Annotated in this window: 11 protein-coding genes; 6 read left to right on the top strand and 5 right to left on the bottom strand. The window is 74.2% G+C overall.

Annotated features, from left to right (window positions below):
- Nucleotides 1–117: 117 nt before the first annotated feature.
- From IGA62_RS03835 to IGA62_RS03810, 6 genes are all read left to right on the top strand, one after another.
- Nucleotides 118–1557, top strand: a complete 1440-nt coding sequence (locus IGA62_RS03835; protein WP_145816220.1) for an NYN domain-containing protein — start codon at nt 118–120, stop codon at nt 1555–1557.
- Between the two features lie 127 nt (nt 1558–1684).
- Nucleotides 1685–1921 carry a hypothetical protein gene (locus IGA62_RS03830; protein ID WP_145816221.1) on the top strand — a complete coding sequence of 79 codons (237 nt, stop codon included), beginning with the start codon at nt 1685–1687 and terminating at the stop codon, nt 1919–1921.
- Between the two features lie 56 nt (nt 1922–1977).
- Nucleotides 1978–2517: a VOC family protein gene (locus IGA62_RS03825; RefSeq protein WP_145816222.1), complete on the top strand. Its 540-nt coding sequence runs from the start codon at nt 1978–1980 to the stop codon at nt 2515–2517.
- Entirely contained in the window at nt 2510–3313 is an 804-nt protein-coding gene (locus tag IGA62_RS03820; RefSeq protein ID WP_145816223.1) for a MerR family transcriptional regulator, read from the top strand. Before IGA62_RS03825 ends, IGA62_RS03820 begins: the two co-directional genes overlap by 8 nt.
- 111 nt (nt 3314–3424) lie before the next feature.
- Nucleotides 3425–4684 (top strand): M48 family metallopeptidase, encoded by a 1260-nt coding sequence (locus tag IGA62_RS03815; RefSeq protein ID WP_145816224.1) that lies wholly within the window; start codon nt 3425–3427, stop codon nt 4682–4684.
- Nucleotides 4681–5805, top strand: a complete 1125-nt coding sequence (locus IGA62_RS03810) for a glycosyltransferase family 4 protein (protein WP_145816225.1) — start codon at nt 4681–4683, stop codon at nt 5803–5805. The genes IGA62_RS03815 and IGA62_RS03810 overlap by 4 nt, the downstream gene beginning before the upstream one ends.
- Nucleotides 5806–5820: 15 nt before the next feature.
- Here the strand turns inward: IGA62_RS03810 and IGA62_RS03805 are convergent, their stop codons facing one another.
- From IGA62_RS03805 to IGA62_RS03785, 5 genes are all read right to left on the bottom strand, one after another.
- Complete coding sequence (locus tag IGA62_RS03805) at nt 5821–7533, bottom strand: putative bifunctional diguanylate cyclase/phosphodiesterase (protein ID WP_145821818.1); 1713 nt, start codon at nt 7531–7533, stop codon at nt 5821–5823.
- Nucleotides 7534–7621: 88 nt separating this feature from the next.
- Nucleotides 7622–8428, bottom strand: a complete 807-nt coding sequence (locus tag IGA62_RS03800; RefSeq protein WP_145821819.1) for an SAM-dependent methyltransferase — start codon at nt 8426–8428, stop codon at nt 7622–7624.
- A gap of 188 nt (nt 8429–8616) precedes the next feature.
- Complete coding sequence (locus IGA62_RS03795) at nt 8617–9285, bottom strand: response regulator transcription factor (RefSeq protein ID WP_088982832.1); 669 nt, start codon at nt 9283–9285, stop codon at nt 8617–8619.
- A gap of 7 nt (nt 9286–9292) precedes the next feature.
- Nucleotides 9293–10930: a sensor histidine kinase gene (locus tag IGA62_RS03790; protein ID WP_377464421.1), complete on the bottom strand. Its 1638-nt coding sequence runs from the start codon at nt 10928–10930 to the stop codon at nt 9293–9295.
- A 77-nt stretch (nt 10931–11007) separates the two neighbouring features.
- Complete coding sequence (locus IGA62_RS03785; RefSeq protein ID WP_145816226.1) at nt 11008–12819, bottom strand: AMP-dependent synthetase/ligase; 1812 nt, start codon at nt 12817–12819, stop codon at nt 11008–11010.
- Nucleotides 12820–12949 lie beyond the last annotated feature (130 nt).

Raw genomic sequence — 12949 nt, 5'->3', positions numbered from 1 at the left:
CTAACGCCCCGGTGCGACACTCCCGCAACACGTGCCCCAGGCGTTACCACGCGACTAGGATGAGAGATCGGCTCACTCACCGGGCGGTGGGCCCGGTCGCGGTGGGAGACTTGCCACATGCCCCTCACCGAGCCGTACGACGACCCCACCCCCGACGCGGGGACGGTCGCCACGGGGCTCGACGCCACCGCTGGTGGCGAGCACGAGGCTGCACCGGAGGCGGCGCCCGCGCCGGAGGCGGGGCCCCCGGAACCCGAGCCGGTGCTGCCCGAGCCGGTCCGGCAGCGGATCGTCACGCTCACCGCGGCGGTGCTGCCCGGCCTGCCCGTCGACGAGGTACCCGTGCCGCTGCGCCGGGTGGCCAAGTTCGCCCCCAACCGGCGCGCCCGGCTCGGCGCACCGGCCATCGCCGCCCAGCTCACCGCCGATCCGCTGTTCCGCCAGCGGGTCACCGCCCGGGTGCTGGCCGACGCCGGTGACCTCGGTGCCGCCGTCGTCGAGGGGACGGCCCCGGCCGCCGCCGACCCGGTCGAGGTGGCCGCGCTGGCGTATCTCGCCCGGCCGGTGGGCTGGCGCGACCTGGTCGACGCCAGCGGTGCGGCGGTGCGTGCCGAGGCGGACAGCGCGGTCGTCGCCGAGCTGGTCCGCGAGGCCGAACAGCGGGCCACCCGGGCCGAGCACGACCGGGCCGTGGCGCGGGTGGAGGCGGAGAAGCTCCGCGACGAGCTGGCCCGGGTCCGCGACGAGCTGGGGCAGCTCCGGGAGGAACACCGGGTGCTGGCCCGTACGTTGCGGGAGACCCAGACCCGGGAACGCCGGGCCAACGAACTGCTCGCCACCGAACGCGGCCGGGCCGCCCGGGCCGCCGGGGACGCCGACGCCGAGCTGCGCCGGGTCCGGAACCGGCTGGCCGAGGTGGAGGCCGCCGCCGGGGTCGCCCGGGCCAGCGCCAAGGAGGCCCGCTCGGTCGACGACGCGAAGCTCTGGCTGCTGCTGGAGACGATCGGCCAGGCGGCCGTCGGTCTGCGCCGGGAACTGGCTCTCGACCCGGTGGACCGGCTGCCCGCCGACTTCGTCGCCGATGCCTTCGCCGACCAGCCGACCACCGCCCCGGCCAACCCGTCCGCCCGTGCCCGGGACACCGACGACCCGGCCCGGCTGGACCAGCTGCTCGCCCTGCCCAAGGCGCACCTGGTGGTGGACGGCTACAACGTCACCAAGCGCGGCTTCGGCGAGATGTCCCTGGAACAGCAGCGCAAGCGCCTGATCACCGGTCTGGGCGGGATCGCCGCCCAGACCGGGGACGAGGTCACCGTGGTCTTCGACGGCGCGGAGCGGATGCACGGGCTGCCGCCGACACCGCGCGGGGTGCGGGTGCTCTTCTCCCGCAAGGGCGAGACCGCCGACGAGTTGATCCGCCGGCTGGTCCGGGCCGAGCCGCCGGGGCGTCCGGTGGTGGTGGTCTCCTCCGACCGGGAGGTCGCCGACGGCGTCCGCCGGCACGGCGCGTACCCCCTCGGCGCGGACGCGCTGCTGCGCCGACTGGCCCGCTCCTGAGCGACGCGGCCCGGAACTGTCATACCCCCGGCGTAGCGTCACGGTGACCGACGGTGTCCGGGTCGCGTGTGGCCGTCCGGCCGCGTGGTGGCCCGGGTGCCGCACCGCATCGCTTCAGGAGGAAGCCATGCTCATCGACTGCGCCAGGTGCGAGATCCGGGGTCGCGGCTGTGCCGACTGCCTGGTCACCGTGCTGTTCGATACACCCGACGAGGTCACCGGGCTCGGTGCCGCCGAGCAGCACGCGATCGAGGTCCTCGCCTGGGCCGGCTTCGAGGTGGAGATCCTCCCCGGGGCCGCCCCGGCCGGCAGCGGTCGAGCCGGAGCCGGGCGGCCACCGGCCCGCCCGTCCCGCGCCGCCTGACGCCCGCCACGACACGCGCTTGACCCTCACGGTGCGTCAGGCCGCAGGGTGGGCGCATGAGCAACTACTACGACGCCTTCGAGGCGAGTCCCGTGCCCGCTCCCGGCCCGGACGCGGTCGCGCCGGAACCGTTCCGGGGCATCTACGGCATGCCCGCGTTCGCGACGATCCCCACCGGCGACCTGGCGGCGTCGGTGGACTTCTGGATCCGTGGGCTCGGCTTCTTCGAGCTGTTCGCCATCCCCGGACAGCTCGTGCACCTGCGCCGGTGGGCGTTCCAGGACGTCCTGCTCATCTCGGCGGCGACGGACGTGCCGGCGCGGGCACCGGCGATGACCATCAGCTTCGCGTGCGTACTTCACCAGATCGATCCCCTGGTCGAGGCCTGCCGTGCGGTGCGCCCGGACTCGGTCGTCGGCGTGCGGGACACGCCCTGGAACACCCGCGACCTGGAGGTGGTCACCCCGGAGAACGCGCGGATCATCCTCACCGCGGCGAAGCCCTTCGATCCCGCGAGTCAGGAGGCGCGGAACCTCGAGGCCATCGGGATCACCCCGCCGGGCGTCAGACGCGGCGACAATGGGGAGCATGCCTGAGGTCACCGACGCCGACGGCCTGACCGTCGGGCAGGTCTCGGCGCGGCTGGGCGTGACGGTCCGCGCGCTGCACCACTGGGACGACGTCGGCCTGGCCCGCCCGTCGCTGCGCACGACGGGCGGGTACCGGCTCTACACCGCCGGTGACCTGGAACGCCTGCACCGCATCGTCGTCTACCGGGAGATCGGCCTCGGCCTCGACCGGATCCGGGCCATCCTGAACGACCCGACCGAGGACGTGCCCGCCGCGTTGCGCGCGCAGCGCGCCCAGGTCGCCGAACGGATCGACCGCCTCCGGCAGCTCGACGCCGGGCTGGACCGCATGATCGCCGCCCACGAACGCGGCCTGCTGCTCGACGCCGAGGAACAGACCACCATCTTCGGCCCGACGTGGAACCCGGACTGGCCCGCCCAGGCCCGCCGACGCTACGGGGACACGACGCAGTGGCAGCAGTACGCCGAACGCTCCGCCTCCCGCGGTCCGCAGCAGTGGCAGGCCGTCGCCGACACCGTCGCCGCCCTCGACCGTGCCCTCGCCGACGCCGTGGCCGCCGGGGTGGAGCCGGGCAGCCCGGAGGCGAACCGACTCGTCGAGCGGCACCGTACGGTGTTCGCCTCGTACTTCCCGCTGACTCGGCAGATGCAGGTCTGCCTCGGCCGCACGTACGAGGCAGACCCGGGGTTCGCTGCCCACTACGACGGCATCCACCCCGGCCTCGCCACCTGGCTGCGGCGCAGCATCGACGCCAGCGCCCGCGCCCACGGCATCGACCCGGACACCGCCACCTGGCAGTAGGGCGCGGGTCGGGAGGCCGGCCGGCCGCGTGACCGGGTACACCTAGGATGGGCGGCACCGAGGAGGGGGAGACGGCATGGTTCGGGTACGCGGCCTCGGCGGGGCGCGCCGGTGAGCCCGCGTGGCTGGGCGGTGCTCACCCTCGCCGTCCTGGTCACCGCCGGCCTGCTCACCGTGGCGCTGCTCGTCCCGGGAAGTCGTCCGCCCGCGCCCCGCGCCGACCAGCTCGCCGCCCTGCGGGAGCTGCCCGTCGAGCAGGTGGAGCGGGCCCGTGAGTTCCGCGCCGCGCTGCGCCCCGGCAGCTGGGCCGCGCTGGCCGTGGGGTTGCTGGTGGCGCTCCTGCTCGGGCTCACCCCGCTGGGCGCGCGCCTGGTCGAACTGGCCGGGCGTCCCTTCGGCGGGCACTGGACCGCCCAGGCGCTGGCCGGCGGGCTCGCCGTGGTGCTCCTCGCCGACCTGGTCACCCTTCCGTTCGCCGCCTGGCGGCAGGCGGTCCTCACCCGGTACGGGATGAGCACCAACGGCTGGGGCGGCTGGACGGTCGACCTGCTCAAGTCGTACGCGCTCAGCGCGGTCGTCGGGGCGGTCGCGCTGCTCGGCTTCTACACCGTGCTCCGGCTCGCCCCGCGCTGGTGGTGGGCGTTCGGGGCGGCGGGCGCGGCCGGGCTGGTGCTCCTCCTCTCCTTCGTGCTGCCGGTGCTGGTCGAACCGGTCTTCAACCGGTTCACCCCGATGGAACCCGGCCCGCTGCGGACCGAGGTGATGGCGCTGGCCGCCCGGGACGGCGTGCCGGTCCGTGACGTACTGGTCGCCGACGCCTCCCGCCGCACCCGCGCGGTCAACGCCTACGTCTCCGGCTTCGGCCCGACGCGCCGGATCGTCGTCTACGACACCCTGCTGCGGGAGGCGACGCCGCAGGAGGTGACGAGCGTGGTCGCCCACGAACTGGCCCACGCGAAGCACCGGGACGTGCTGGTCGGCACGGTGACCGGCGCGCTCGGCGCGGCGGCGGCGGTGATCGCCCTCTACCTGCTCGGCTCGTGGGGCGGGCTGTTGCGCCTGGCCGGGGTCGACTCGATCCGTGACCCCCGGGCGTTCGGCCTGCTGGTCGCCCTGGTCGCGCTGGTCGGGGTGGTGAGCACACCGGTCCAGGCGATGCTGTCCCGCCGGGTGGAGGCCCGGGCCGACGCGCACGCGATGGCGCTCACCGGCGACCCGGCGACGTTCGAGGCGATGCAGCGGCGGCTGGCCGGGGCGAACCTCGCCGACCCCGACCCGCCCCGCTGGGAGTACCTCTACTCGGCGTCGCACCCGTCCACCGTGGAGCGGATGGCCGCCGCCCGCGCACACGCCAGGGAGACCGGCCGATGAGCCGTACGCTGCTGATCACGAACGACTTCCCGCCCCGCCCCGGGGGCATCCAGTCCTTCGTCCACAACCTGGCGCTGCACCAGCCCGCCGGATCGGTGGTGGTCTACGCATCGACCTGGCCCGACGCCGAGAAGTTCGATGCCGACCAGCCGTTCGAGGTCGTCCGGGAGCGCACCCGCGTGCTGCTGCCCACGCCGCTGGTCGCCCGCCGCGCCGCCGCGCTGGCCCGGCGGTACGACTGCGACACCGTCTGGTTCGGGGCGGCGGCCCCGCTCGGGCTGCTCGCCCCGGGGCTGCGTCGCCGGGCCGGGATCGGCCGGGTGGTGGCGTTGACCCACGGGCACGAGGTCGGCTGGGCGGCGCTGCCGGTCGCCCGGACGGCCCTGCGGCGCATCGGCCGGGGCGCGGACGTCGTCACCTACCTCGGCGACTACACCCGGGTACGCCTCGAACGGGTCCTGCACGGGCTCACCGACCTGCGGCGGCTGGCGCCGGGGGTGGACGTGGAGGCGTACCACCCGGACGTGGACGGGGAGGCGGTCCGGGCCCGGCTGGGGTTGACCGACCGGCCGGTGGTGGTCTGCGTCTCCCGACTGGTGGCGCGCAAGGGACAGGACACCCTCATCCGGGCCCTGCCCCGGATCCGTCGCCGGGTGCCCGACGCCGCGCTGCTGGTGGTCGGGGGCGGACCGTACCGGGGGACCCTGGAGAAGCTCGCCCGCCAGACCGGGGTGGAGCGGGACGTGGTCTTCACCGGCACCGTGCCCGCCGCCGAGTTGCCGGCCCACTACGCCGCCGGTGACGTGTACGCGATGCCCTGCCGTACCCGCAACCGGGGGCTGGACGTGGAGGGCCTGGGCATCGTCTATCTGGAGGCGTCCGCCACCGGCCTGCCCGTGGTGGCCGGGGACTCCGGCGGCGCGCCGGACGCCGTCCGGGAGGGCGAGACCGGGTACGTCGTACCCGGCCGGGACGTGGCGCAGCTCGCCGACCGGGTGGCGACCCTGCTCGCCGACCGGGACCTGGCCCGTCAGCTCGGTGCGGCGGGGCGGGCCTGGGTGGAGCGGGAGTGGCGCTGGGAGACCCAGGCCGAGCGGCTGGCCGCCCTCCTCGCCGGCTGACCCCGCCGGGGTCGCCTAGCGGGGTGCGGCGATGACGGTGGGCGCGACCTGCCGTTCGCGGTGCAGCAGGTCGAGGATCTGCCCGGCCGGACCGGGCCGGCCGAAGTGCCAGCCCTGGGCCGCGTCGCACCCGATCGCCCGCAGCCGCTCGGCCTGCGCGGCCGTCTCCACCCCCTCGGCGGTGACGGTGAGGTCCAGCGCGTGCGCCAGCGCCACCAGCGAGGCGAGGATCCGCTCGTCGGTGTGGCTGGCCGGGTCGACCGGGGTGTCCCGTAACCCGGCGACGAAGTTCCCGGCGATCTTCAGCTCGGTCACCGGCAGGTCGCGCAGGTACGCCAGGTTGGAGTAGCCGGTGCCGAAGTCGTCGATGGCGATCCGGACGCCGGCGTCGGCGAGCGTCCGCAGCGCGTGCACCGGTTCCCCGGTGGTGCTCATCATGGCGCTCTCGGTGATCTCCAACTGGAGTCGTTCCGGTGGCAGGCCGGTGTCCTCCAGCAGGTCGCGCACCTGCCGTACCAGGCCCGGACCGTGCACCTGGCGGACCGCCAGGTTGACGCTGACGAACGGCGCGCGCGGCCGGCCGCCCGGCGGCCATCCCTCCGCCTCCCGGGCCGCGTCGGCGAGCACCCAGCCGCCGAGCGGGACGATCAGGCCGGTCTCCTCGGCCAGCCCGATGAAGCGGTCCGGCCGCAGTTCGCCCAGCTCGGGGTGATGCCACCGGACGAGCGCCTCGGCCCCGACCACGGTGCCGTCGTGCAGCGAGGTCAGGGGCTGGTAGTCCAGGTAGAACTCGCCCCGCTCCAGCGCGGTCGGGATGGCGGCGGAGAGCGCGTACCGGGCCAGCTCCTGACGGTTGCGGTCGACGTCGAAGAGTTCCCAGCGACCCCCGCCGGCTCCCTTCGCCCAGTGCAGGGTGCTGTCGGCGGCCCGCATCAGGTCGCTCGGGGTGGTGCCGGCCACCGGACGCTCGACGATGCCGATACTGGCCGAGATGGTCAGCTCGTGTCCGTCCACCAGGGCGGGGCGGTTGATCCCGTGCAGCGCCGCCTCGGCGACCCGGACCACGTCCTCGGTGCCGGTGGTCCGCTCGACGAGGATCACGAACTCGTCACCACCGAGCCGGGCCACCAGGTGGTCACCGACCGCCTCGCGCAGTCGCCGGCCCACCGAGACCAGCAGCGAGTCGCCGACCTGGTGGCCGAGCGTGTCGTTGACGACCTTGAAACGGTCCAGGTCGAGGAAGCAGAGCCCGACCCGCTGGCCGTCGCGCCCCGGCCGGCTGATCGCCGTCGCCAGGCGCTCGGTGAACAAGGTGCGGTTCGGCAGGCCGGTCAGCGGGTCGTGGGTCGCCTGGTGCCGGAACCGCGCCTCGCTCTCCCGGAGCGCCCGCTCGGCCTCTGCCCGGGCCACCATGGCGGCCCGGCGAAGCGACTCCTGGGCGTCGAGCGTCCGGTCCCGCAGGGCGCGGGCGTACCCGGTGGCGACGGTCGCCAGCAGCCGGGCCAGCCGGTCCTCGGCGTCGTCGGCGACCAGCCCGAGGTCGTGCAGCAGCCGGAGCTGGATGACCTCGATGGTCCGACCGAGCCCCTCGGCCGAGGCGATGTGCGCGGTCACCAGGTCGATCCCCACCTGGTGACCGACGCGAGGGTCGAAGGGTTCGGCGCGCAGCGCGGCGGCGAGCCGGTCGGTGAGCCGCTGGAGGAAGACCTCCAGCTGTTCCTGCGTCATCGGCAGGTAGCTCGTGCCGGAGACCGCCCTGGCCCAGGCGCGGGCGAAGGAACCGGGACACGGGTGGGATCCCGCCTCCGGTGTCGGCTCACCCACCGAGCCGCCCCACCCCGCCCAGGAAGCCCGACCGGGCGGCGTCCTCGGCGTGCTCGGGGAACTCCGGCCGCCACGCCGGCACCCACACCAGGCCCGGTTCGACCAGCTCGAACCCGTCGAAGAACCCGGTCAGCTCGGCGCGGTCGCGGAGGATGAGCGGGTTGTCGGTGTTGCGGTAGACCCGCTCCGCGTCGGCCCGGGCGTCGCCGTACTGGCCGATGTCACTGGCCTGGGAGAGGACCAGGTAGCTGCCCGGGACGAGGGCGTCCCGGAGGGTACGCAGGATCTCCGCCGGCCGGTCGTCGTCCGCGACGAAGTGCAGCACGGCGACGATCATCAGGGCGACCGGCTCGGAGAGGTCGAGCAGGGCGTGCAGGTCGGGATGGTCCAGGATCCGCTCCGGTCGGCGCAGGTCCTCCTGGAACACGACGGCCCGGTCGTTGCGGGCGAGGATCTCCCGGCTGTGGGCGACCGCCACCGGGTCGACGTCGACGTAGACCACCCGGGAGTCCGCCGCGACCCGCTGGGCGACCTCGTGCACGTTGCCGACGGTCGGGATGCCCGACCCGATGTCGAGGAACTGCCGTACGCCCGACTCGGCCAGGAAGTGCACAGCCCGCCGCAGGAACGCCCGGTTGGCCTGGGCCATCAGCGGAGCCTCCGGGACGGCGGCCATCATCGCCCCGGCGGCGGCCCGGTCGGCGGCGAAGTTGTGTGACCCGCCGAGGTAGTAGTCGTACATACGGGCCACGCTGGGGCGTTCGACGTCGATGGTGTCGGGTGCCCAGTCCGGCCGCATTGCCATACCCCTTTTGACACGTACACGACAACGGTCGCCCCCGTGGGCCACCCGGGTATTCTGCCCGTTCACCGCCCGAGTGACCAGACTGCGGCAAATCGGGTTCATGTTCGCCGCGCCGGAAAGTCACCGGGAGGCCCGCGTCCACCACCTCGGGCGGACGTGGACCTCCCGGTCGACGAGTGGCCTCAGAACTTGGGCGCGTCCGGAGCCTCCAGCAGACCCAGCCGCAGGGCGGTCATCAGGGCCTGGGCGCGGTTGGCGGCACCGAGCTTCTCGTAGAGCTTCGAGATGTGCGTCTTCGCCGTGGACTCGCTGACGAAGAGCTGCTTGGCGATGCCGGCGACGCTCATCCCGTCGGCCAGGAGCCGGAGCACCTGACCCTCCCGGGGCGAGAGCTGCGGACCGGACGGGGCGAGCCGGCGCTTCATCGCCTCGGCGAGGTCGGCGGCGGTGAAGGCACTGGGGGAGGAGGCGGCGTGCCGGGCGGCGGCCACCACCTCGTCGGCCGGCGCGGTCTTCGGCACGAACGCGCTCGCCCCGGCCTCCAGGGCCCCGAAGAGCTGGTCGTCACCGGCGTACATGGTGAGCACCACGATGCCCATCGTCGCGCTGGACTTGCGCAGTGCCCGGGTCGCCTCCAGACCACTCCCGTCGGGCAGGCGCAGATCCATGATCACCACGTCGGGCTGGAGCGCACCGGCCTGCCGGACCCCCTCGGCGGCGGTGGCGGCCTCACCGACGACCTCGAACTGCCGGTCCCGCTCGAAGGCGTGCCGCAGGCCCTTGCGGATCAGGTCATGATCGTCCACAAGGAGGACCTTGGTACGGGTGGCCGGAATCGGACTGGTGGTCATCCTCGGGTTACTCCCCTTCTCCTGCGGTCGCGCTACCGCGCACGTTATCGCGTCGGGGCGAGGTGCCGAGAACCACCGCCACCGTCGTGCCACTGGGCTGGCGCGGCCGGATCTCCAACCGGCCCCGGATACGTTCCGCCCTCTCCGCCATGATCGCAAGGCCGTACCGCCCGTCCGGGCGCTGGTCGGCCATTCCCTGACCGTCATCCGACACTTCGATCTGCGCGTACGGAGGATCCACCTCACAGGTGACCCAGAGGTTGGTCGCTCCGGCGTGCTTACGGGCGTTGGTCACCGCCTCCTGGGCGATGCGCAACAGTTCGGCCTCGGTGGCGGCGGGCAGCCGGGCGGTCGACTCGTCCAGCGAGAGGTGCACCCGCAGCCCGCCGGAGGCACCGACGGTACGGGCGTACTCGGCGATCGCCGCGGCCAGCCCGCCGTGCCGGTCCACCTCGCTGCGCAGCTCGAACAGGCTCAGCCGCAGCTCCTGGATCACCCGGGTCACCTCACCGCGCAGCGTGCGCAGGCTCTCGGCGGTCTCCTCGGCGTCGTCGTGCACGGTGGCCAGGGCGTTGTCGATGCCGTAGCCGACCATCACCAGTTCCTGGGCGACCCCGTCGTGGATCTCCCGGGCGAGACGTTGCCGTTCCTCGTTGGTGGCCAGCGAGCGCACCTCGTCGAAGAGCAGCGCCGCCTCCAGCCGCAGCGCCGCCGGGCGGGTCAGCGCGGTCACCCGGTCCACCACCGGGGCCGGGTACGCCTGCGCCACGTCCGCCTCCAGGGCCACCAGCCCGACCGTCCGGACCCCGGCGACCAGCGGCACGATCAACGCGGAGACGTCCCCGCCCCGGTGCGACCGGGACTGCGACCGGTTGGCGGTCTGTGGCTGCTGGCTGGCCCAGGCGTCGGCGATCGCCGAGTCGGCGTCGAGCGTGGTCTCCCAGTCCACCCGCTCCACGCCCACCTGGGCGAGCACCACCAGCCGGCCACCGCCGCTGGCGGAGAGCACCGCGGCCCGGTCGGCTCGGGTCATCGTGCGCAGCTCCTCCAGCAGGTGCTCGGAGATGCCCCCCGGGTCCAGGGTGGCGCCGGGGAGCTGCCGGGCGACGCTGCGCAGCTGGGTCAGCAGCCGGGTCGCCTCGGCGTACGGCTGGGGCTGGGGTTTGACCTGGGTGCGGACGGCCATCACCCGGTGCAGGGTGCTGGCCGCGTAGAGCCCGAGCCCGGCCAGGATCAGCCACTGCGCGCAGACCACCAGATAGCCGAGCTGGCCGAGTTGACGTTCCCCGCCGACCTCGGTCAGCGCCCCGCTGACCACCAGCGTGGCCGCGGTGACCCCGAGCAGTGCCGCACCCTCGCGGAACTGGCGGCGCAGCGCGGTCACGGTGACCGGTACGGCCAGGTAGGGCAGCACCGCCGAGGCGCCGAGCCCGCCGATCGGACCGTTGACGGTGTCGGCCGCGGCGACCTGACTGGCGGCCAGCCCCAGCACGACCACCTCGGCGGCGCGGCTGAGCAGGCCGAGCCGCCGGTCGCCCGGGGCGAGCAGGGCCGGCACACCGGCCAGGGCGAGCAGGGCGATCCACCAGAGCTGGTCGACCTCCCGGGTACGGACCAGGGTGAGGACGGCGACCAGCGCGAGCATGACCACGCGGGCGGTGACGGCCAGCGGGTGCGGCTGGAGCCGGGTGGCTGTGGAGGCGGACACGTGACGGATCGTAGTCAGCGGGCGTAGATGTCGGCGATGTCGGCCGCGTACGTCTCGTGCACGACGTTGCGCTTCACCTTCAGCGACGGGGTCAGCTCCCCGGTGGCCTCGCTGAAGTCGCGCGGAAGGATCCGGAACACCTTGATCGCCTCGGCCTTCGACACGGTCTGGTTGGCCGCGTCGACCGCGCCCTGGATCTCGGCGCGCAGCGCCTCGTGCCCCCGTAGTTCGTCGACGGTCGCGGTGGCCGGCAGGCCGGCCGCCTCGCGCCACTTCGGCAGCGCCTCCTCGTCGAGGGTGACCAGCGCGGCGATGAACGGTTGCCGGTCGCCGACCACCACGCACTGGCTGACCAGTGGATGCGCGCGCACCTGGTCCTCCAGGACGGCGGGGGCGACGTTCTTGCCGCCGGCGGTCACGATGATCTCCTTCTTGCGACCGGTGATGGTGAGGTACCCGTCGGCGTCGAGCCGGCCCAGGTCGCCGCTGCGGAACCAGCCGTCGACGAGCACCTCGGCGGTCGCCGCCTCGTTGCGCCAGTACCCCTGGAACACCAGGTCACCGGCGATGAGGATCTCGCCGTCGTCGGCGATGCGGACGGTGACCCCGGGCAGCGGTCGTCCGACCGAGCCGATCCGGGTGGCGTCGGGCAGGTTGGCGGCGGCGGCCGGGGAGGTCTCGGTGAGGCCGTAGCCCTCGAGGATCGTCACCCCGATGCCCCGGAAGAAGTGCCCGAGGCGGGCGCCGAGCGGAGCGCCGCCGGAGATGGCGTCCCGGCAGCGCCCGCCGAGCGCGGCGCGCAGCTTCCGGTAGACCAGCCGGTCGAAGAGCGCGTGCTGCACCCGCAGCCGCAGCCCGGGCCCGCCGGGGCGGTCCTGTGCCTCGCTCCAGGCGATCGCCACCGCCTCGGCCCGGTCGAAGATGCCGCCCTTCCCCTCGGCCTGGGCCTTCTGCCGGGCCCCGTTGTAGACCTTCTCGAAGACGCGGGGCACCGAGAGCACGAAGGTCGGGCGGAACTCCTGCAACTCCGCGACCAGGTTGGTGGTGTCGGCGCAGTGCGCCATGGTGGCCCGGGCGTGCACCATGCCGATCTGGACGAGCCGGGCGAAGGCGTGCGCCAGGGGGAGGAAGAGCAGGGTCGACGCGCCGGCGTTGAACAGGTTCGGCAGCACCGGCACCGCGTTGGCGATGTCGGCGTACATGTTGCGGTGGGTGAGCACGCAGCCCTTGGGCCGGCCGGTGGTGCCGCTGGTGTAGATGATGGTGGCGACGTCGTCGGCGCGGACCTCCTTGCGGAGCCGTTCGATCTCCCGGGGGTCGACCGGCGCGCCCAGGGTGACCAGCTCGTCCACCGCGCCGAGGTCGATCTGCCAGACCCGGTCCAGCTCGGGGAGCCGGTCGGCGACCCCGGCGACCAGGGTGGCGTGCGCGGTGGTCTCCACCACGCAGGCGACCGCGCCGGAGTCGGCCAGGATCCAGGCGGCCTGCTCGGGGCTGGAGGTCTCGTAGATCGGCACGGTCACCGCGCCGGCCGCCCAGATGGCGTAGTCCAGCAGGGTCCACTCGTACCGGGTGCGGCTCATCAGCCCGACCCGGGAGCCCCGGGTGATGCCGGCCGCGACCAGGCCCCGGGCCACCGCGACCACCTCGTCGCGGAACTGCCGGCAGGTGACGTCCGTCCAGGCCCGGCCCGTCCCGTCGGCGGTCGGCACCTGGCGCGCGAACTGCACCGCGTCCGGTGCGGCGTCGGCGTTCGCCCAGACCGGATCGGTGAGGTTGGCCGCGTCGCCGACGGTGACGACCGGCGGAACGGAGAACTCGCGCACCTGCACTCCTCGTGCTCGCAACGGTGGGGCCGGCGCAGATGGACGGCCTCGTCGAAACCTACCCGCATCCCCCGGTCACCCGGTGGACCGGGTTCGCGGGGGTGGACCGGGGCGGGATCGGGCCCGGCCG

It is taken from the genome of Micromonospora sagamiensis, from assembly GCF_014680085.1.
Classification (GTDB): domain Bacteria; phylum Actinomycetota; class Actinomycetes; order Mycobacteriales; family Micromonosporaceae; genus Micromonospora; species Micromonospora inyonensis.
This window is presented reverse-complemented; position numbering and strand designations above follow the sequence as displayed.